This is a genomic window from Lonsdalea quercina subsp. quercina (assembly GCF_000688695.1).
Taxonomy (GTDB): domain Bacteria; phylum Pseudomonadota; class Gammaproteobacteria; order Enterobacterales; family Enterobacteriaceae; genus Lonsdalea; species Lonsdalea quercina_D.
Genome location: NZ_JIBQ01000005.1, coordinates 27,852 through 49,358 on the forward strand (window position 1 = coordinate 27,852; position 21,507 = coordinate 49,358).

General features: G+C 52.6%; 19 protein-coding genes and 1 other annotated feature. Of the genes, 11 read left to right on the forward strand and 8 right to left on the reverse strand.

What is annotated here, in order from left to right; translation table 11 throughout:
• Nucleotides 1–85 precede the first annotated feature (85 nt).
• From SB13_RS05215 to rluE, 8 genes are all read right to left on the reverse strand, one after another.
• Nucleotides 86–1,207 carry a ribosomal protein uL16 3-hydroxylase gene (locus SB13_RS05215; RefSeq protein ID WP_026739335.1) on the reverse strand — a complete coding sequence of 374 codons (1,122 nt, stop codon included), beginning with the start codon at nt 1,205–1,207 and terminating at the stop codon, nt 86–88.
• A gap of 66 nt (nt 1,208–1,273) precedes the next feature.
• Complete coding sequence (gene phoQ, locus SB13_RS05220) at nt 1,274–2,725, reverse strand: two-component system sensor histidine kinase PhoQ (RefSeq protein ID WP_026739336.1); 1,452 nt, start codon at nt 2,723–2,725, stop codon at nt 1,274–1,276.
• A gap of 3 nt (nt 2,726–2,728) precedes the next feature.
• The gene (phoP, locus tag SB13_RS05225) at nt 2,729–3,412 is read right to left on the reverse strand and encodes a two-component system response regulator PhoP (protein ID WP_026739337.1); all 684 of its coding nucleotides are present in this window, start codon (nt 3,410–3,412) and stop codon (nt 2,729–2,731) included.
• A gap of 187 nt (nt 3,413–3,599) precedes the next feature.
• The gene (purB, locus tag SB13_RS05230) at nt 3,600–4,970 is read right to left on the reverse strand and encodes an adenylosuccinate lyase (protein ID WP_026739338.1); all 1,371 of its coding nucleotides are present in this window, start codon (nt 4,968–4,970) and stop codon (nt 3,600–3,602) included.
• A gap of 99 nt (nt 4,971–5,069) precedes the next feature.
• Nucleotides 5,070–5,708 carry a high frequency lysogenization protein HflD gene (gene hflD / locus SB13_RS05235; protein WP_026739339.1) on the reverse strand — a complete coding sequence of 213 codons (639 nt, stop codon included), beginning with the start codon at nt 5,706–5,708 and terminating at the stop codon, nt 5,070–5,072.
• Nucleotides 5,709–5,845: 137 nt separating this feature from the next.
• On the reverse strand, nt 5,846–6,970 hold the full coding sequence (gene mnmA, locus SB13_RS05240; RefSeq protein ID WP_268748136.1) for a tRNA 2-thiouridine(34) synthase MnmA: 1,125 nt from the start codon (nt 6,968–6,970) through the stop codon (nt 5,846–5,848).
• An 88-nt stretch (nt 6,971–7,058) separates the two neighbouring features.
• Entirely contained in the window at nt 7,059–7,511 is a 453-nt protein-coding gene (locus tag SB13_RS05245) for an NUDIX hydrolase (RefSeq protein ID WP_026739341.1), read from the reverse strand.
• Nucleotides 7,504–8,130, reverse strand: a complete 627-nt coding sequence (gene rluE / locus SB13_RS05250) for a 23S rRNA pseudouridine(2457) synthase RluE (protein WP_152545803.1) — start codon at nt 8,128–8,130, stop codon at nt 7,504–7,506. The genes SB13_RS05245 and rluE overlap by 8 nt, the downstream gene beginning before the upstream one ends.
• A gap of 129 nt (nt 8,131–8,259) precedes the next feature.
• On the opposite strand from rluE, the gene icd reads away from it, so the two are divergent.
• The 11 genes from icd (at nt 8,260) to pheT (ending at nt 21,505) form a co-directional block, all read left to right on the forward strand.
• Nucleotides 8,260–9,513, forward strand: a complete 1,254-nt coding sequence (gene icd / locus SB13_RS05255) for an NADP-dependent isocitrate dehydrogenase (RefSeq protein WP_026739343.1) — start codon at nt 8,260–8,262, stop codon at nt 9,511–9,513.
• 768 nt (nt 9,514–10,281) lie between these two features.
• Complete coding sequence (locus SB13_RS05260) at nt 10,282–12,447, forward strand: sensor domain-containing phosphodiesterase (protein WP_026739344.1); 2,166 nt, start codon at nt 10,282–10,284, stop codon at nt 12,445–12,447.
• Between the two features lie 360 nt (nt 12,448–12,807).
• Nucleotides 12,808–13,689, forward strand: coding sequence for a protease HtpX (gene htpX, locus SB13_RS05265; protein WP_026739345.1), 882 nt, complete (start codon nt 12,808–12,810; stop codon nt 13,687–13,689).
• A 221-nt stretch (nt 13,690–13,910) separates the two neighbouring features.
• Nucleotides 13,911–14,183, forward strand: a complete 273-nt coding sequence (locus SB13_RS05270; RefSeq protein ID WP_026739346.1) for a YebO family protein — start codon at nt 13,911–13,913, stop codon at nt 14,181–14,183.
• A 406-nt stretch (nt 14,184–14,589) separates the two neighbouring features.
• Nucleotides 14,590–16,518, forward strand: a complete 1,929-nt coding sequence (gene thrS, locus SB13_RS05275) for a threonine--tRNA ligase (RefSeq protein WP_026739347.1) — start codon at nt 14,590–14,592, stop codon at nt 16,516–16,518.
• A 3-nt stretch (nt 16,519–16,521) separates the two neighbouring features.
• On the forward strand, nt 16,522–17,064 hold the full coding sequence (infC, locus tag SB13_RS17195; RefSeq protein ID WP_072000210.1) for a translation initiation factor IF-3: 543 nt from the start codon (nt 16,522–16,524) through the stop codon (nt 17,062–17,064).
• A gap of 96 nt (nt 17,065–17,160) precedes the next feature.
• Complete coding sequence (gene rpmI / locus SB13_RS05285) at nt 17,161–17,358, forward strand: 50S ribosomal protein L35 (protein ID WP_026739348.1); 198 nt, start codon at nt 17,161–17,163, stop codon at nt 17,356–17,358.
• Nucleotides 17,359–17,398: 40 nt separating this feature from the next.
• Nucleotides 17,399–17,755 carry a 50S ribosomal protein L20 gene (rplT, locus tag SB13_RS05290; protein WP_026739349.1) on the forward strand — a complete coding sequence of 119 codons (357 nt, stop codon included), beginning with the start codon at nt 17,399–17,401 and terminating at the stop codon, nt 17,753–17,755.
• Between the two features lie 132 nt (nt 17,756–17,887).
• Nucleotides 17,888–18,011, forward strand: a sequence feature (Phe leader region).
• Nucleotides 17,893–17,937 (forward strand): pheST operon leader peptide PheM, encoded by a 45-nt coding sequence (gene pheM / locus SB13_RS17730; protein ID WP_123225455.1) that lies wholly within the window; start codon nt 17,893–17,895, stop codon nt 17,935–17,937. It overlaps the preceding feature by 45 nt.
• A 107-nt stretch (nt 18,012–18,118) precedes the next feature.
• On the forward strand, nt 18,119–19,102 hold the full coding sequence (gene pheS / locus SB13_RS05295) for a phenylalanine--tRNA ligase subunit alpha (protein WP_026739350.1): 984 nt from the start codon (nt 18,119–18,121) through the stop codon (nt 19,100–19,102).
• Nucleotides 19,103–19,117: 15 nt separating this feature from the next.
• Nucleotides 19,118–21,505: a phenylalanine--tRNA ligase subunit beta gene (pheT, locus tag SB13_RS05300; protein ID WP_026739351.1), complete on the forward strand. Its 2,388-nt coding sequence runs from the start codon at nt 19,118–19,120 to the stop codon at nt 21,503–21,505.
• Nucleotides 21,506–21,507: the final 2 nt, after the last annotated feature.

A 21,507-nucleotide genomic window follows, 5' to 3' on the forward strand; every position in this document is an offset into this window, starting at 1 on the left:
GTCATGATGATGCACAAACAAGGTGCAGGGGAGACGTCACGCATCCTGTTATTCGGATGCGTGACCCCAATAGGCGTATCGGTGATTAGTCTGTGAAGTACCAGTAGCCGTTATTAATTAGCGCGGTCAGCTCTGCGAGGAAGGACGGATCGTCCAACGCGTCCTTCAGCATTTCGCCGTCGATAATAGGGTGTTCCGCTAGCGCTGACAGCGCATCCTGATGTGAACTGTTTAGCGCTTCGCCATTGACGAAACAACGTCCCTCCAGCCAGATCACCCGCAGGCCACCCAATCTACGCAGCGTTTCGCCCTGTTGCATCAACTCGTAGATTTCTCCCGACTGATAGGGCGGTTCCGCCGGCGATAGATCCAACTCGTGGCGCGACTGGGAGATAAACTCGCCGAACCACTGCCGGAACGATTCCGGCTGTTGCACCAGATCCAGCATCATCTGCTGAAGGCGATCCAGTTCTGCCGATTGCACGGTTGCGGGATGCTCGCGCGGCGTGATATCCGGATCGCTATAGCGATGGCTGCCTAATTCGCGTGCAAGGACGTAATCCGCAAAGCCGCTGACCAACTCACGCGCGCTGGGCGCGCGGAATCCGACGGAGTAGTTCATCGAATTTTCCAGCGCATAGCCTTCATGCGGGAAGGCGGGCGGAATATACAGGATATCGCCCGGCAGCAGCTCTTCGTCGATGATGGCTTCGAACGGAGCGACCTGGAGCAGGTCGGGATGCGGACAATGTTGTTTCATTGGCACCTTTTCGCCGACACGCCAGCGGCGTCGACCGGTCCCCTGAATGATGAAAACATCGTACTGGTCGAGATGCGGGCCTACGCCGCCGCCAGGGACGGAGAAAGAGATCATCAAATCGTCGATACGCCAGTCGGGAAGATGGCGGAAAGGGCGCATCAGCGCGGATGACGGCTCATGCCAATGATCTACCGCCTGTACCAGCAGCGACCAGTTGGTTTCACCTAAGTGATCGTAGCTGTCGAAGGGACCGTGGCTGACGGCCCAGCGTCCGTCCTGATGACTGACCAGGCGGCTGTCCACCTCGTTTTCCAACGCCAGGCCAGCCAGCTCGTCAGGACTGAGGGGATCGACAAACGACGTGAAGCCGCCTTTGATCACCACAGGACGTTTTTGCCAGTAGCGAGCCAGAAAATCCGGCCAATCGAGATTAAGTTGGTAGTCCATCGCGCATTTCCATTATCAAAGGGCTGAAGGCGATTATAGCGGAACCGCCGGGAGAGTGCGGACCTTTCAACGGTCGTTTTGATGGAGGTGCTGACGGCCGAAAATCGCTTCGACTTTGGCGCCGCCCAGCGGACTCTCACCGATGATAATCTCCCCCTGATATTGCTCGATAATCTCTACCGCGACGGCGAGACCGATGCCCTGACCGGGACGCATCGTATCCGCCCGCTGGCCGCGCTGAAAAATGACTTCCCGTTTGCTCGTCAGGATGCCGGGGCCGTCATCTTCAACGATCAGGTGCAGCATATGGCCTGAATATTGGGCGCTGATTTCGACGAATTCCAGACTGTATTTGCAGGCGTTATCGAGGATATTGCCCATCACTTCCATAAAGTCATTTTTCTCGCCGATGAACATGGTCTCTGGCGCGATATCGAGTGACAGAGAGACGCCTTTACGCTGATACACCTTATTGAGGGCGGAGCAAAGGCCGTCTAGCATCGCAGGCACCGACTGAACTTCCCGGGTAATGCTGAGGTGATCCGTATGAACGCTGGCGCGATGCAGGTAGTAGCCTATCTGCTGAGATATCCGACTAATCTGCGCCAGCATCTCGGGCTCCGCCTGCTCGATGGTGAGCTCTTTGCCCGTACGCAGGGCGCGCAGTGTGGTTTGCAGCACGGCCAGGGGCGTTTTGAGACTGTGGGTCAGGTCGGTCAACGCGGTACGGTACTTATGGTAGCGCTGACGTTCGTTCTTCAGCAGCGTGTTCAGGTTGCGAACCAGGCTGTTCAGCTCCTGAGGCGGCCGCTCATCCAAATTCTCGCGACCGCCGTTTTCGAGCTCCTGTATCTGATTGGCCAGACTCTTGATTGGCCGCAGACTCCAGTGGGCCGCCAGCCACAGCAGAGGGAGGACAAGGACAAGATGGGCAATGAAGACGTAGCGGAACCATTCCCAGACGACATCTGCCTGCTGCAGCTCCTGAGGGACGCGGTCAACGACGACGATGGTCAACGGCGGCAGGTGCTCGGTGGCGCGATAGACGTTGACGGCCACGGAGTGGGTAAAAGGTGTTTTGTCTTCCGAATGATAATCCCGCAGGCGATCCTGAATCGCCGGGCTGCCTTGCAACACGGCGTTGCTGGTGCCGGAGTCGGTATCCAGCTCATGATAATCGGTTTTCGACAGCCACTCCGGTTTGAACTGCGACTCCAGCTCGGGCACCGCGCGCTCGCGCCAGATTAGTTTGCCGTGTTGATCGTAGATGAATACCAGCGTGGGGTAATTAATATCGATTTCAGGCGGCGGGGCGATGGTCAGTTCATTATCCCGCCACTGGATCAAACTGTAGAACAGATTACTTTCGCCGCGAAGTAAGCGGAAAGACGTTTTATCAAAGCTGACGCTGTAGCCGATGATGGCCACGCCGCCGTAGGAGAGTGTCAGCGCCAATACCACGGCGGCAGTGGCGATTAAAAAACGAAAGCGCAACGATAGCGGCGATCTCTTGCTCATCTATCAGTCCTGGCGGGCATTAATATCGAAGCGATAGCCTTGACCGCGCACGGTCGTAATGACTTCATGTGAGTCTGCGGCCTGCAGTTTTTTACGCAGGCGTCCCATCAGGACATCAATGGTGTGGCTTTCGCGTAACTCGGCGTCGGGGTAGAGCTGTAGCATCAGCGACTCTTTACTGACGACCTTGCCGTGGTTGCGGATGAGCGTTTCGATAATCGTATATTCGAAGGCGGTGAGTTTTATCGGTGAATTGTTCACCAGCAGTTCACGTCGAGACAGGTCAACTTCAAACGGCGGCATGCTGATAACCTGAGACGCCAGTCCGCTGTTACGACGCATCAAGGCCTGCATTCGCGCCATGACTTCTTCCACATGGAAAGGTTTGGTCACGTAGTCGTCGGCACCGGCTTCCAGCACGATGACCTTCTCCTGCCAGCTTTCGCGGGCCGTTAATACCAGGATAGGTAATTTGATCTGCTGAGAACGCCAGCGGCGGATCAGGCTGACGCCGTCCTCGTCGGGCAGACCGAGATCGACAATAGCGATATCCGGCGCATGTTCATGCAAAAAATAGTCGGCTTCTTTAGCGTCTGCTGCCGCATCGACCTGATGGCCCATTTCGTTCATCTGAACAGTCAAGTGATGACGTAAAAGAACATTATCCTCAACAACCAGAATTCGCATAGTGTCTTCCTATGAAAAATGTTGATTAACCAAGCTTGTCCGAAGGTCGACGCGCTGCGGAGGGTCGGTTTAGCTGGTTTGATTGAAAAACATATTATTCACTACGGCAATAAACTTAGACTCAACAAACTGTGGGAATGAAGGGGGAGAAGGCAGGCGGAACGTGGTCCGCCTGCTCGATTGCCTGTTATTTCAGCTCGTCGACCATTTTAACGGCGCGTCCAATATAGTTGGCAGGGGTCAGTCCCTTCAGACGGACTTTCTCTGCTTCGGGAAGTTCCAGACCGTCGATAAAGGCTTTCATGCCTTCCGCATCAACGCGTTTACCGCGCGTCAGTTCTTTCAGTTTCTCGTACGGTTTTTCGATGCCGTAGCGACGCATTACTGTCTGAATCGGCTCGGCAAGGACTTCCCAGTTGTGATCCAGCTCATCCAGCAGACGGTCACGATTGACTTCCAATTTACTGATGCCTTTCAGTGTAGATTGATAAGCGATCAACGCATAGCCCAATCCTACGCCCAGATTTCTCAGCACGGTGGAGTCAGTCAGGTCTCGCTGCCAGCGGGAGACCGGCAGTTTGGCGGACAGGTGCCCCAGTACGGCATTCGCCAACCCGAGATTTCCCTCGGAGTTTTCGAAGTCGATGGGGTTTACTTTATGCGGCATGGTCGAAGAGCCGATTTCGCCGGCGATGGTCTTCTGTTTGAAGTGATTGAGCGCCACATAACCCCACACGTCGCGGTCGAAGTCGATCAGGATGGTGTTGAAGCGAGAGAGGCAGTCGAACAGCTCGGCGATGTAATCATGCGGCTCAATCTGCGTGGTGTAAGGGTTCCAGGTGATGCCAAGCGACGTGACGAACTCTTCGCTAAAGGTGTGCCAGTCGACGTCCGGGTAAGCAACCATGTGTGCGTTATAGTTGCCGACCGCGCCGTTGATTTTGCCCATCACCTCCACCTGTTGTAACTGGCGGAATTGCCGCTCCAGGCGGTAAGCCACGTTCGCAAACTCTTTGCCGATCGTCGACGGCGTGGCGGGCTGACCGTGCGTCCGTGAAAGCAGCGGAATGTCGCGGTACTCCTGCGCCAGCGCACCAATTGCATCAATGGTCTTGCGCCAGATCGGCAGAACCACGTCGCGTCGCGCCGTTTCCAGCATCAGGGCGTGAGACAGGTTATTGATATCTTCGGAGGTGCAGGCGAAATGGATGAATTCGTTAACCGACTGAAGGGCCGGTACAGCGGCGACTTTTTCCTTCAGGAAATACTCGACGGCTTTGACGTCATGGTTGGTCGTGCGTTCGATGGTTTTAATGCGGGCGGCATCTTCAACGCTGAATTCAGCGACGATTTTATCAAGGTAAGCGTTTGCGTCGGCGTCAAATGAGGGAACTTCTTTGATCGCCGCACACGAGGCCAGCTTTTGCAGCCACCGTACTTCCACCTGCACGCGAAATTTCAGCAGGCCATATTCGCTGAAAATGGTGCGCAGGGCGCTGACTTTATCGCCGTAGCGTCCATCAATAGGGGAAACGGCGGTCAGTGAGGTTAATTCCATCGCGAGCAACTCCTGGGATCGTTTTTAATGAAAGACAAAAGCGTGACTACAAGTATCTCATGATGGCGGACGAACCGGAATCGTCGTCCGCCGGTCTGTCTATTCGTCGCGGCAGCGCGACAAAATTTGCTGTGCCTGTTTGACCAACGTAGCGCGGGAAAACATAAGCTGCAGGCGTCCTCCGCCGATTTGCTGCCAAAGAACAGCGGCGCGGATACCCGCCAGCAAAATAGCGCGTACTTTAGCTTGAACCTGTGCGTTTTTGAGGACTTCCTGCGAGCCGGTAACCTGGATGCGCGGCCCCAGCGGACTGATGACGTCCACGTAGATGCCCGCCAGCACGTTAATCATCGGGTCGGATAATAACGCATAGTGCTCTAGCTGACGCCCCAACTGGTCGACACGGTTGCCAAGCTCGTCGAGGGCATTGCCATTTTTGTTCAAGCGACGTTCCAGCGCCATGAGACTAAAGGTATAGCGGGACTGATCGGCGCCGATTTTTTCGCGCGACGACGAACCGAGGACGCCAAGCAGCGTTTCAATGCCCAGCTTCAGATTGTTCTCGTCGTTACCAAAAATCTCCAGCGTGCTGGCGGCGTCCGTCACCAGAACGCTGTTAAGCGATGTCTGCAGCGCCGCCTCCGGGCAGGTTCCCGTTGTCGCGAGCTGCTGAACCAAACAGGCGGACTGACAAATTCCTGCCAGCGCCAGCGTAATGTCGTAATAGTTTTTGGCCACGATGGCTCCTGTATCCTCATTGCTCCATGACGTCGGCCGTCAGGAGTATGCAATCCGCGCTGAGCGCGTTAAACGGCGGGCGCGGGTATTCGCGTCTTATTGCTGTGGCAAGAGCGGGGGCTCTCGCGCGGACACCGTTATTTATCGCGCAGGCGCTCCTCGATAATCCCCCCGCCAAGACAGATTTCGCCCTGATAAAATACCGCGGACTGGCCCGGCGTGACGGCGGCAACCGGCTCATCGAAGCGAACTTCGATACGGTCCGCGTCCAGCGGCGTGACGGTGCAGGGAATATCAGCCTGGCGGTAGCGAGTTTTCACCACACAGCGGAAAGGTTCGGTGACGGTGTCACGATCGACCCAGTGCAACTGTTGCGCAATCAAACCGTCAGACATCAGGCGAGGGTGCTCATGGCCCTGAGCTACGTACAGCACGTTGTTCGCCACGTCTTTGTCCACGACATACCAGGGATCGTCGCCGCCTTCTTTTACGCCGCCGATGCCGAGGCCTTTACGTTGTCCAAGCGTGTGATACATCAGGCCCTGATGCTGCCCCATGTCGCTGCCATCATCCACGGCGATAATCGGGCCGGGTTGCGCTGGGAGGTAACGGGCTAGAAAGTCGCGGAATTTACGTTCGCCGATGAAGCAGATCCCCGTGGAGTCTTTCTTCTTGGCCGTGGCCAGATCTAACTGTTCAGCGATTTTACGAACTTCCGGTTTTTCCAGCTCACCGACCGGGAACAGGCTTTGCGCCAACTGTTCGTGACTGAGGGTGTACAGGAAGTAGCTCTGATCCTTGTTGCCATCCAAGCCGCGCAACAGACGGCTTTTACCATCGATATCCTGACGGCGCACATAGTGGCCGGTCGCGATGTAATCCGCGCCCAGATCTTCGGCGGCGAATTCCAAGAACGCTTTGAATTTGATTTCTTTGTTACACAGGATATCTGGGTTCGGCGTACGACCAGCCTTGTACTCTTCCAAAAAGTGTTCAAACACGTTGTCCCAATATTCCGCCGCGAAATTGACGGTATGCAATACCATGCCGAGTTTGTCGCAGACGGCCTGCGCATCGGCCAAATCGGCAGCCGCAGAACAGTATTCCGTGTCGTCGTCCTCCTCCCAGTTTTTCATGAACAGGCCTTCGACCTGATAACCCTGTTGTTGTAGGAGGTATGCGGAAACGGAAGAATCAACGCCGCCGGACATGCCGACAATGACTTTTTTCTGGCTGTTATCTGACATGACAGTCTCGCGAATAGAAAAGATTTAATGCAACAAATAAGGACAAATTGACAGGCCGCATAGGGTAGCACATTGCCCGCAGCGCCGCACCACGGGCAACGGGTTAGAGCTTATAGGGCCAGTTGAACGCGCCCAGTACGCTCAAGGGATACCGGGTGCCGCTTTGATAGCAGCGAATGCTTTCCGCGACCAGCGGCGAGCGCAATCTGTCTGAGTGGAGAATGTCTTCGGCTGTCAGCCAGTGACAACAATCGATATCGCTGTCCTGAGGCGCGGTGGCGACCTGCTGCGGCAAATCAATCGTAAAGCTGAAGCGCAGGAATGGCGTGCCGTCCGGCGCCACCCACTGGTGAAGCTGAAGGAAATGCTCAGGCTGCGCTTTAACGCCGGTCTCTTCATACAGCTCGCGGCTGGCGGCTTGGATCAGCGTTTCTTCGGCTTCGAGATGACCGGCAGGCTGGTTCCAGAGACTTTTACCGTTAACGGTTTCTTCGACCACCAAAAAACGGCCTTCCGCCTGGACGATGTTGGCGACGGTGACATGAGGTTTAAACATGCGAGATTTCCTTCCATTCCCCGGGCGATAACCCGGCCAGAGTCTGATTAGCCATACTGTAGCGGATTAGGCGCAGCGTTGGGAAACCAATGTGAGCCGTCATACGACGAATTTGCCGGTTGCGGCCTTCCTGCAACGTAATTTTCAACCAGCTCACCGGGATGCTTTTTCGCTCACGAATGGGTGGATTCCGCGGCCATAACCAGTCGGGTTCGTCCACTAATTCGACCCCCGCGGGCAGCGTGATGCCGTCGTTGAGCGTCAAGCCCGCACGAAATCGCGCCAGTGAGTCTGGGTCGGGGATACCCTCTACTTGCGCGTAATAAATTTTGGCTGTTTTCTTTCCCGGCTGAGTCAGTCGCGCTTGCAATGCGCCATCATTGGTGAGCACCATGAGCCCTTCACTGTCGCGATCCAGGCGTCCGGCGGCATAGATGTCGCCGATGGGAATAAAGTCTTTTAGCGTGGCGCGGCCTGAGTCATCCGTAAATTGGGAAAGCACATCGAAAGGTTTGTTGAACAGGATGATTCGACGCGGTTTCGGCGCTGTGGTTTTTTTTGCGGTTGAACGTGAACTGAATCGTTTAAGTTTGTGATTTCTAACAGGGATTTTCTTCATTTTATTCATGGCTGAGAGTGACAAAGCCATTATACTCGAAAGGGTTGCGGTTGGCGCGGGTTTGATATTCCAGTAGTATTGACACGCATATTACATCTCATTAACAAAATGCGCTCTAAGGAGAGGTTAATGGAAAGCAAAGTAGTTGTACCGGCTAAAGGTCAGAAAATTACGGCAGATGTAGAAGGCAAACTAATCGTGCCGGATAACCCGATCATCCCTTTTATTGAAGGGGACGGGATCGGCGTTGATGTCACGCCAGCAATGATTAATGTGGTTGATGCCGCAGTCAAAAAGGCCTATTCAGGAGAACGCGCCATCTCCTGGATGGAGATTTACACCGGCGAAAAATCGACCCAGGTCTACGGCAAAGATGTGTGGCTCCCGGAAGAAACGCTGGATCTCATCCGCGAGTACCGCGTCGCCATCAAAGGCCCTCTGACCACGCCTGTCGGCGGTGGTATTCGCTCGCTCAACGTCGCCCTCCGCCAGCAGCTTGACCTTTATATCTGCCTTCGTCCGGTGCGCTACTTTGACGGCACGCCAAGCCCCGTAAAACACCCTGAACTCACCGACATGGTGATCTTCCGTGAAAATGCCGAAGATATTTATGCCGGCATTGAGTGGAAAGCCGGCTCTGCGGAAGCGGACAAGGTCATCAAGTTCCTGCGCGATGAGATGGGCGTGTCCAAAATCCGTTTCCCTCAGCAGTGCGGCATAGGGATCAAACCGTGTTCCGAAGAGGGCACCAAGCGCCTGGTGCGCGCGGCAATTGACTACGCCATCACCAACGAGCGCGATTCCGTGACGCTGGTGCACAAAGGCAACATCATGAAATTCACCGAAGGCGCTTTCAAAGACTGGGGTTACCAGTTAGCGCGGGAAGAGTTTGGCGGTGAGCTGATTGATGGCGGTCCGTGGGTAAAAATCAAGAACCCGAATACCGGCAAAGATATTGTCGTCAAAGATGTGATCGCAGATGCGTTTTTGCAACAGATTCTGCTGCGCCCAGCGGAATATGACGTTATCGCCTGTATGAACCTGAACGGTGACTATATTTCTGACGCATTAGCGGCACAGGTAGGCGGTATCGGTATCGCTCCCGGCGCGAATATTGGCGATGAATGCGCCTTGTTCGAAGCGACGCACGGCACCGCGCCGAAATACGCGGGCCAAGATAAAGTGAACCCAGGCTCCGTTATTCTCTCGGCTGAAATGATGTTACGTCATTTAGGTTGGTTCGAAGCGGCGGATTTGATCATCAAAGGCGTAGAAGGCGCGATTAAAAATAAAACCGTGACCTATGATTTCGAACGTCTGATGGATGGGGCGAAACTGCTGAAATGTTCTGAGTTTGGCGACGCTATCATCGAACACATGTGATAACGACAATAACAGATAATTCAAAGGGGGCCTGTGAGCCCCCTTTTTTGTGCTCCTGACCGCCACCGCACTCACTCTTTGCTGACAGTGCTCCTCGCCATCTCGTCACAACAATAGCGACAAATCGGCGTTGACTCGCTGCAACCGCATGGGGTGGTGTCGTGAACCCGCCGTTCAATGAAAATTTTAATTGTCATCTCATTGTGCCGGGATAAGGCTTTCGACAGTGATGAGTCTTCTCTATTTTAAATGATCTTTGCCGTGAGGATGGGTAGCGGCTAGCTATAGTCAAAAGAGTTCATCTGGTGAATATTAGTCCTGCATGAGTATTATCGTTTGATTTCCGAAGTCCGCTCGCAAAGCCGTGTTGCGCACTTCATATGAATATGACTATTGGCCTATTATCGACTCAACATGAAATACCTGCGGGTAATACCAGAACAAACTTCGATCAATATTGGTGATATTTTGCCGGGATTTAGGGAATAGACACAAATTCTTAAGGCGCCACTCACTGAGTGACGGTGATTTGCTATTCTTTATTGAGAGAACAAGAATTCTATATATGAAGCAGAACGTTTTTTGCCAGAAAGGAAATAGAACCGGGCTGGTAAGAAACCCTGTTTCAGAGACACTGTTTTGGTTTGAGCGACGGATGAGCTCGCTTTATCAAACTGCGTTCAGGAGCGCTAGTTTATCCTATTATCGCTCACCGTGATGACCGGTATTGACGACAGTAACAACAATGGAACAGTAAGGGGAACCCCCATGAGTCGAGCCCCAGTGAACAAAAAAGATGTGAACAGCCGACTTGACGCGGTGCGTGAGTATGGCATCGACGGCCCGTTATCTGATGACTCCGATCTGGAGAATCTGATTAAGCTGGCCGCGAATGTATTCAATGTCCCCATCGTTGCTATCTCCATTCTAGATAAAGAGCGTCAACTCTTCGTGGCAAGCGTGGGTTTTTCCGTTTGCCAAATGGCACGGGAAGATTCCTTTTGCAACTATGCCATTCAAAAGAAAGGCATCCTGGTCGTGCCGGATGCTCGTCGAGATCCCCGATTCAAAAATAATCCAATGGTGACCGGTGACCCTCATATTCGGTTTTATGCCGGCATACCGTTACGATCGCCTCTAGGTCAAACTATCGGCACGCTCAATATTGTCGACCTCAAGCCGCGCATCGGTTTGAGTGCGCGCGATGCTCACAATCTGCAGGATTTGTCTACGTTGGTCATGGATAAGCTGGAAATGCGGCGTCTTGATGTGGCCAGAAAAACGGACCAGGCAAGCTTCGAGCGGGTGGCGCGGCTGTCTCCCGACGCCATCCTGTGTGTGAATCATCAGGGCATTATTACTTTCTGGAATGAGGCCGCCGAAAATCTGTTGGAATATTCCAGAGAGCAGATAGTGGGGCAACATATCAGCAGCGTCGTGCCGGATATGTTTATTGTGCAGTTGCACCATTTGTCTACTGATGAAACGGCGCGGTCGAAGGGCAGCCGAATTGAGCTTGATGCTGCGACTCAAAGTGGCGCCCTGCTGCCTATCGAGCTGTCTGTAGGGGTATGGCAACAAGAAGAGGGAGACAGTTACAGCTTGATTTTGCGCGATACCTCTGAACGCAAGCGTTACCAGGAAAGACTGTTCTTGCAGGCGCACCGGGATCCTCTTACGGGGTTAATCAACCGCACGTTGTTGGCCACCTCGCTGAATCAGCTTCTCAAGCAGCATCCTTCTGGTTGCCTCATGATCGTCGATCTGGATGGTTTCAAGGATATCAATGACAGTCTGGGCCATGCGAGCGGAGATGAAATTCTCGTCAGCGTGGCGCAAAAACTGTTGGCCAACGTCAGGCAAGGCGATTTGGTGGCGCGTATGGGCGGCGACGAATTCGCGGTATTACTTCCTCAGTTGGAAGACCTCCAGGTGGCGGAAAAAATGGCCCGGCAGATCAATCATGATATTTCTCAAACGGTTGTCGTCGGCGACAAGCAGGTGAATACCAGTGCCAGCATCGGGCTGGTTATGTTTCGTTCTCAAGGCGCTACGACTCAGGAGCTGTTGACCAGTGCAGATTTAGCCCTCTATCAGGCGAAGGCCGATGGACGCAACTGTTACCGTTTCTTCACGCGTGAACTGCGCGAAATCTTCCAGGCCAAACATGCATTCCAACTGGAATTCATTCGTGCTTATGAAAAAAATGAATTTGAGGTGTTCTATCAGCCTCAAGTGAATTTGATGAACAATGAGATCGTCGGCGCCGAAGCATTGCTGCGCTGGCAGCATCCCTATAAAGGACTGCTGGCGCCCGCCGCCTTCTTGACCGCGCTGGAAAAAGGTCCTTGGGCTGAGCGCATCGGGGATTGGGTTGTGCAGGAGGCTTGTCAGCAAGCCGCGGAATGGCGGAAAGCGGGGGCGGAAAATTTCCGCATCAGCATCAACTTGTTCGCGGCCCAGTTCCGCTCGGGCATGTTGTCGCAGAAAATTAGGTCCGTGCTGGAAAAAACCGGGTTGCCTCCGAGCGCATTGGAGCTAGAGATCACCGAGAACATCATCATCCGATACGATGAGAATATGCTTAACCCGCTTAATGAGTTACGTAGCGAAGGTATCAGCATCGCCTTTGACGACTACGGCACCGGATATGCGTCGTTGAGTATGCTGAAGAACTATCCGGTTACCCGCCTGAAGATCGATCAAACATTTGTGCGGGCCATGTGTGAGTCTCCGCCGGATGCAGCCATCGTCAGAGCTATTCTGTATCTGGGAAAAAGCTTCAGGCTGGATGTTATTGCTGAAGGTGTGGAAACGCAGGAGCAGTGTGAGCGGCTGAGAAATAAGGGGTGCGAACAGGCGCAGGGCTATCTGTTTGGACGTCCGATGCCAGCGGCCGACTTTGCGCGCCAATTGGGCGTGGCGCAGGTCTGATTTGCCTATTAATCATTTATTGGCGCATGGGGTTAGGGGACATGTGGGCGATAAGGGAAGCGTTATGTTCTCGGTAACGCCTGGCATCATGTGTCGGACGGATTGACGGCAATATCTATTCTGTGTGCGGTGGTCTTGAGCCGGTGGGAATTCCGTTTGTCCGACCTCTATTTTTGCGTCACGTACCGATTTTCCGCGGATTGATGCGCTTTTACGCGATGCCGAGACTCGAAAAACGTAAAGTTATGTTGATTCGGTAACTTAGATGTTAAGAATGCTTGAAAAAGCCATTGCAGCCCATACCATGTAAGCATTGCATCCCAATTGTAGTTTTTGCCTGAGAGAGGAAATCAGACTTATATGATGCGTATTGCGCTTTTCCTAATCACCAACTTGGCGGTGATGTTGGTTTTTGGGCTAGTACTTAGCTTAACGGGCATTCGGCCCAGTAGTACTTACGGCTTGATGATTATGGCCGGTCTGTTTGGCTTTGGCGGTGCGATCGTTTCATTGCTGATGTCAAAATGGATGGCGTTGCGCTCCGTCGGTGGTGAAGTTATTGAGCAGCCGCGTAACGAAACCGAGCGTTGGTTAGTCGAAACGGTACGTGCGCAGTCTCAGCAGGTGGGGATTGCTATGCCGCAGGNGGCGATCTATCAGGCGCCGGATATCAATGCCTTCGCTACCGGGGCTCGTCGGAATTCGTCTTTGGTGGCCGTGAGCTCTGGGTTGCTCCAGAATATGAGCCGCGATGAGGCGGAAGCGGTTATCGCACACGAAATCAGCCATGTGGCTAATGGCGATATGGTGACCATGACCCTGATCCAGGGCGTTGTTAACACCTTCGTGATCTTTATTTCGCGCCTGCTTGCACAAGTCGCGTCGGGCTTTCTGTCCGGTAATCGCGATGATAGCGAGAGCAGCAACGGCAACCCGCTGATCTATTTCGCCGTGGCGACCGTGCTGGAATTGGTCTTCGGTATTCTGGCCAGCATCATCACGATGTGGTTCTCCCGCTACCGGGAATTCCATGCGGATGCCGGGTCCGCCAAGCTGGTAGGTCGGGAGAAAATGATTGCGGCGTTGCAGCGGTTGAAAACCAGCTATGAGCCTCAGGAAGAGAGCAGCATGATGGCGTTTTGCATTAACGGCAAGTCGAAGTCATTTAGCGAACTATTCCTGTCGCATCCTCCGTTGGACAAGCGTATTGAGGCGCTGCGCAGCGGGGCTTACCTGAAGTAATCTCTGCTTGATTTGAATCTTGAACAAAGGCCCTGCGGGGCCTTTGTTATTAGTGTGCATCATCGCCGATACGTTTTTCTTGCCGGGGTGCGGATTGTATATCTCCAGGGATAAACATGTGACGCTAACCGTTTGAGCGATAAATTATCGTGCTGTTATCGAATTGCTGAGGAGCTCAGTGGTAAAATGCTCCTTTAGTCAAAACATCCTAGGTTTTAAGCATGAGTGGGGCGGTATCAAACATGTTAGAAATGGTTTTGGTGATGCTGATTATTTTGCTGGCGCTGGTGGTGTGGTTCTTCGTGAACCGCGCGAGCGTGCGGGCAAATGAGCAGATTAGACTCCTGCAGGAAATCGTCAAACAGCAAAAAAAACAGCTTGCTTTGATGCAGGCCCTCATCCCTGTACCTCCGAGCGCTGAGCCTGTGCAAGAGGTTAAGCAGGAAGACGACGATACTGACGTTTACTTTAGAAACGTTATCCCCGAGCGTTGATTATCGATGTGTCATCGGCTGTCCGACGTTGAAGTAGGGTGGATAGCCTTTGATTTTGTCTTTTTATCGCTTAAACAGTATCAAGAACCTCGTTAGCATCATCGTACTGTCTGCTTATTCCTCTTAACCCTGTCAGATTGCCGAATACGCCACTGTTTTATCAGCCCATTTCCCGCCGCGGGTGGCATGTGAGGGGTCATGATGGTACTCTACGCCGTCAGGTTAATAGGGTTTGCTGCAAACATCGTTAACGATGTTGCCGTCTTTGTTATACCGCTATGAATCACTGTCGTGGCAGCGTTTTAACAATTGTGGGTTAAACACGCTGCCGACAACTGAAATAAACACAATTATCTTTTGTATGTGATCTTGCGTGTGGGTCACCACTGCAAATAAGGGAATTATCATGCCTGTTATTACGCTTCCCGACGGCAGCCAGCGTCATTATGACCACGCCGTCTCTCCTCTTGATGTCGCCCTCGATATCGGTCCGGGTCTGGCCAAAGCCTGTATCGCCGGCCGAGTTAATGGCGAGCTGACCGACGCAACGGATTTGATTGAATCTGATGCGCAACTGGCGATCATCACGGCAAAGGATGAAGCGGGTCTTGAAATTATTCGACACTCCTGCGCGCATTTGCTGGGTCATGCGATCAAACAGCTATGGCCGGACACTAAAATGGCTATCGGCCCGGTGATTGACAACGGTTTCTACTACGATGTCGATCTGGACCATACGCTGACGCAGGAAGACGTGGAAATGCTCGAAAAGCGCATGCACGAGCTGTCCAATAAAGACTACGACGTTATCAAGAAGACCGCGAGCTGGCAGGAAGCGCGAGATACTTTCGTATCGCGCGGCGAAGTCTATAAAGTCGCCATCTTGGATGAAAACATCAGCCACGACGACCGTCCGGGCCTGTATCATCATGAAGAATACGTTGATATGTGTCGTGGGCCGCACGTTCCCAATATGCGTTTCTGCCATCACTTCAAACTACAGAAAACCTCGGGTGCTTATTGGCGTGGCGACAGCAGCAATAAAATGCTGCAGCGTATATACGGTACCGCATGGGCAGACAAGAAACAGCTCAATGCCTATCTGCAGCGGTTGGAAGAAGCGGCTAAGCGCGACCACCGTAAAATCGGTAAGCAGCTTGACCTGTATCACATGCAGGAAGAAGCGCCGGGTATGGTGTTCTGGCACAACGACGGGTGGACGGNTTTCCGCGAGTTGGAAGCGTTTGTTCGTCTTAAGCTGAAAGAGTACCAGTATCAGGAAGTAAAAGGTCCGTTCATGATGGACCGCGTGTTGTGGGAAAAAACCGGACACTGGGACAACTACAAAGACGCGATGTTTACCACCTCGTCTGAAAACCGCGAATACTGCATTAAGCCGATGAACTGCCCGGGTCACGTACAGATATTCAATCAAGGATTGAAGTCTTACCGCGATCTGCCGCTGCGTATGGCTGAGTTTGGTAGCTGCCATCGTAACGAGCCTTCGGGGTCTCTGCATGGCCTGATGCGTGTCCGCGGGTTTACTCAGGATGATGCTCATATCTTCTGTACGGAAGATCAGGTTCGTTCTGAGGTCAATAACTGCATTAAAATGGTTTATGACATGTATAGCACCTTCGGTTTTGAAAAAATCGAGGTGAAACTGTCAACCCGTCCGGAAAAACGTATCGGTTCCGATGAAACGTGGACCCGTGCGGAAGAGGATCTGGCGGCGGCGCTGGCTGAAAATGATATTCCATTCGAATATCAGCCGGGAGAAGGGGCCTTTTATGGTCCGAAAATCGAGTTTACCTTACATGACTGCCTGGATCGTGCGTGGCAGTGTGGTACTGTACAGCTCGACTTTTCATTGCCGAACCGTCTAAGTGCGTCTTACGTTGGCGAAAACAACGAACGTCAGGTCCCGGTAATGATTCACCGGGCTATACTGGGCTCAATGGAGCGCTTTATCGGTATTCTTACCGAAGAGTTTGCGGGATTCTTCCCGACCTGGTTGGCTCCGGTACAGGTGGTGATTATGAATATCACCGACAGTCAGTCTGATTATGTCAGCGAATTGACCCAAAAACTGCAAGAAGCGGGCATTCGCGTCAAAGCAGACTTGAGAAATGAGAAGATTGGCTTTAAAATCCGCGAGCACACATTGCGGCGTGTTCCCTATATGCTGGTCTGTGGCGATAAAGAAGTGGAAGCAGGTAAAGTTGCTGTCCGCACTCGCCGCGGCAAAGATTTGGGGAGTCTGGATGTCAGCGAAGTTATCAGTAAGCTGCAACAAGAGATTCGCAGCCGTAGTCTTCATCAATTGGAGGAATAAGGTATTAAAGGCGGAAAACGAGTTCAACCGGCGCGTCCTAATCGCATCAACAGAGAAATTCGCGCACAAGAGGTACGCCTGACAGGCGTCGATGGCGAACAGATCGGTATTGTCAGCCTGAATGAAGCGCTAGAAAAAGCCGAAGAAGCAGGCGTTGATTTAGTAGAAATCAGCCCGAACGCCGAACCGCCGGTTTGCCGAATCATGGATTACGGCAAGTTCCTCTATGAGAAGAGTAAGGCCACTAAAGAGCAGAAGAAGAAACAAAAAGTTATTCAGGTCAAGGAAATCAAATTCCGACCTGGTACCGATGATGGCGACTATCAGGTCAAACTACGCAACCTGATTCGCTTTCTGGAAGATGGTGACAAAGCCAAAATCACTCTGCGTTTCCGTGGACGTGAAATGGCGCACCAGCAGATTGGTATCGAAGTGCTTAACCGCGTTCGTGACGATCTGAGTGAACTGGCAGTCGTCGAATCCTTCCCATCGAAGATCGAAGGCCGTCAGATGATCATGGTGCTTGCACCGAAGAAGAAACAGTAAGGCATTCAAGTAATCGAGTCCGCGCTATGTTTGTTTAGCGCGGTTTCGTTCGCCTTATCTGATTCGTTTTATTAACAATGCGAAGTGGAAATAACAATGCCAAAGATCAAAACAGTACGTGGCGCCGCTAAACGCTTTAAGAAAACCGCCGGCGGTGGTTTTAAGCGTAAGCATGCTAACCTGCGTCATATTCTGACGAAAAAAGCGACTAAACGTAAACGTCATCTGCGTCCTAAAGCTCAAGTTGCCAAAGGCGATCTGGGTCTGGTCATCCGTTGTCTGCCTTACGCATAAGTTACCTTTTCATTCAGAATAAGATTTTAGGAGAGAGCATATGGCTCGCGTAAAACGTGGTGTGGTTGCTCGTGCACGTCACAAGAAAGTATTAAAACAAGCGAAAGGTTACTACGGTGCCCGTTCGCGCGTTTATCGTGTTGCCTTCCAGGCAGTAATCAAAGCTGGTCAGTACGCATACCGCGACCGTCGTCAGCGGAAACGTCAGTTCCGCCAGCTGTGGATTGCACGTATCAACGCAGCAGCCCGTCAGAACGGTTTGTCCTACAGCAAATTCATCAATGGCCTGAAAAAAGCCTCTGTTGAAATTGACCGTAAGATTCTGTCTGATATCGCAGTTTTCGATAAAGTGGCCTTCAGCGCACTGGTAGAAAAAGCGAAAGCAGCTCTGGCGTAAGCCGGTTAGAAGAGGGAGCTTGCTCCCTCTTTTGATTTTTTAGCTCATGAGCCTCGTCAATTTCTTTATAAGCTTTGAAAGAGTTGAACGTAGCGCTTAGCCCTCTATGAGATAAATAACGACAAGGTAACGCAAGTATGAAAACTGCTATTTTCCGTTTCTTTTTTTACTTTAGCGCCTGAACTCAGGAGGCTTTGCGCGTAAGAAAAGAAACGAAAAGTAGCGCCTAAGCCTCCCTTGCGGAGGCTTTTTTTATTGGTCAGGGAAAGGCCCGGGACCATACAAGTCGTGTTATCAGATGCACTGAGAATCATACTTTTCCAATTATCACCGTGGCCGTACAGGCAGAAGAAGAGGAATGTAATGCAACATCTCGCAGAACTGGTTGCCAAAGCCAGAACAGCCATAGAAGAGGCGCAGGATATCGCCGCATTGGAAAATGTGCGCGTGGAATACCTGGGCAAAAAAGGTCACTTAACCCTTCAGATGACCTCGCTGCGCGAGCTGCCTGCTGAAGAGCGTCCTGCAGCGGGTGCCGTAATCAACCAGGCCAAGCAGGAAGTACAGGAGGCGTTGAATGCCCGTAAGCAGGCAATGGAAAGCGCTGAACTGAACGCTCGCCTTGCTGCGGAAACCATCGATGTATCAATGCCGGGTCGCACCATCGAAAACGGCGGCCTGCATCCAATCACTCGCACCATCGATCGCATTGAAACCTTCTTTGGCGAGCTGGGTTTCTCCGTTGTATCGGGACCCGAGATTGAAGATGATTATCATAACTTTGACGCGCTAAACATCCCTGGTCACCATCCTGCTCGCGCCGACCATGATACGTTCTGGTTTGATGCCAAACGCCTGTTGCGTACACAAACCTCCGGCGTGCAAATCCGCACGATGGAAAAGCAGCAACCGCCTATTCGCATCATCGCGCCGGGCCGTGTTTACCGTAACGATTACGACCAGACCCATACCCCGATGTTCCATCAGATGGAAGGGCTGATCCTGGATAAAAACATCAGCTTTACCCACCTGAAGGGCACGCTTCACGATTTTCTGCGTAACTTCTTTGAGGAAGATTTACAGGTTCGTTTCCGTCCTTCTTATTTCCCGTTCACCGAACCGTCCGCCGAAGTGGACGTCATGGGTAAAAACGGTAAATGGCTCGAAGTGCTGGGCTGTGGGATGGTGCATCCTAATGTTCTGCGCAATGTTGGCATTGATCCGGACGTGTATTCCGGTTTCGCGTTTGGCATGGGGATGGAACGACTGACCATGTTGCGTTACGGCGTGACCGATCTGCGCGCATTTTTTGAAAACGATTTACGCTTCCTCAAACAGTTTAAATAAGGCAGGAATAGCATTATGAAATTCAGTGAACTCTGGTTACGGGAATGGGTTAACCCAGCTATCAGCAGCGAAGCCTTATCTGAACAAATCACTATGGCCGGTCTGGAAGTTGACGGTGTAGAACCTGCAGCCGGTGCGTTTAACGGTGTGTTTGTGGGTGAAGTGGTCGAGTGCGAACAGCATCCTAATGCCGACAAACTGCGCGTCACCAAAGTTAATGTAGGCGGTGAACGTCTGCTGGATATCGTCTGTGGCGCGCCTAACTGCCGTAAAGGTCTAAAAGTTGCGGTTGCGACCATCGGCGCGGTGTTGCCGGGCGATTTCAAGATCAAAGCCGCCAAGCTTCGTGGTGAACCGTCTGAAGGGATGCTGTGCTCCTTCTCCGAATTGGGTATTGCCGACGACCATAACGGGATTCTGGAACTGCCCGCTGATGCGCCGATTGGTACCGACCTGCGCGAGTATCTGAAGCTGGATGACAACATCATCGAGATCAGCGTAACGCCTAACCGTGCCGACTGTCTGAGCCTGCAGGGCGTCGCGCGTGACGTCGCCGTGTTAAATGGTGTTGCCTTCAACGGGCCGGAAATCACGCCCGTCGAACCGACAATCGCTGACACTTTCCCCATCGGTGTTGATGCCCCGGAAGCTTGTCCTCGTTACCTCGGCCGCGTGGTGAAAGGGATCAACGTGAAAGCGTCCACACCGCTGTGGATGCGTGAAAAACTGCGTCGCTGCGGCATTCGCTCCATCGATCCGGTTGTTGATGTTACCAACTACGTTCTTTTAGAACTGGGCCAGCCGATGCACGCGTTTGATCTTGCCCGTCTGGACGGGAATATCACGGTGCGCACCGCTCAGGAAGGCGAAACGTTGCGTCTGTTGGACGGTAACGATGCGAAGCTGAACGCAGAAACGCTGGTGATTGCCGATAGCAGCAAAGCGCTGGCAATGGCCGGTATTTTCGGTGGTGAGCACTCGGGTGTGAATGAAGAAACGCAGGACGTTTTGCTGGAATGCGCCTTCTTCAATCCATTGGCAATCACCGGTCGCGCGCGCCGCTACGGTTTGCATACGGATGCTTCTCATCGCTATGAGCGTGGCGTTGACCCACAGCTGCAATCTCAAGCCATGGAACGCGCCACGCGTCTGCTGCTGGATATTTGCGGCGGCGAAGCCGGTCCGGTAGTTGATGTAACGCACGATAAAAACCTGCCTGCTCGCGCTACGATTGCACTACGTCGCGAAAAATTAGATCGCCTGATCGGCCATCATATCGCTGACGACAAGGTGAGCGATATTCTCGAACGTCTGGGCTGTCAGGTAACGCGTATCGCCGACGGCTGGCAAGCCACCGCGCCGAGCTGGCGTTTCGATATGGAAATTGAAGAAGATCTGGTTGAGGAAGTCGCTCGTATCTACGGCTACGACAATATTCCTAACGAAGCTGCGCTGGCCCCGTTGAAAATGACGAGCCACCGTGAAGCTAATCTCTCTCTGAAACGCGTGAAGACCATGCTGGTGGACCACGGCTATCAGGAAGCAATTACCTACAGCTTTGTTGATCCAAAAATTCAGGCACTGGTTCATCCTGGCGAAGAAGCGCTGATTCTGCCTAGCCCAATTTCGGTTGATATGTCCGCTATGCGCTTGTCGTTGTGGACTGGTTTGCTGGGCGCAGTCGTTTATAACCAGAATCGTCAACAGAGTCGTATCCGTATTTTTGAGAGTGGCTTGCGTTTTGTGCCCGATAGCGACGCGGAGCAGGGTATTCGTCAGGAAATGATGTTAGCAGGTGTGATCACGGGTTCACGATATGAAGAGCATTGGGACCTGGCACGACAGCCAGTTGACTTCTATGATTTAAAAGGTGATTTTGAAGCTGTGCTGGCTTTGACGGGCAAACTTTCTGCCGTCGAGTTCAGGGCTGAAGCGAATCCTGCGCTACACCCAGGTCAAAGCGCCGCGATCTATCTGGATGACCAACGCATTGGTTTCATTGGGGTTATTCATCCAGAACTGGAGCGGAAGTTGGATTTGAACGGTCGCACCGTCGTATTTGAAGTGCTTTGGGACAAAATTTCAGACCGTGTTGTGCCCGAAGCGGCGGATGTTTCTCGCTTCCCGGCTAACCGTCGCGATATCGCCGTTGTGGTCGCTGAAAACGTGCCTGCAGGAGATATTCTGGCTGAGTGCAAGAAAGTTGGCGCAAATCAGTTAGTTGGCGTAAACTTGTTTGATGTGTACCGAGGCAAGGGCGTAGAGGACGGATATAAGAGTCTGGCTATCAGTCTGGTATTGCAGGATACCGCTCGTACACTGGCAGAAGAGGAAATTGCCGCCACAGTCGCGAAATGCGTGGCAGCACTGAAACAGCGATTCCAAGCATCCTTGAGGGATTAAAC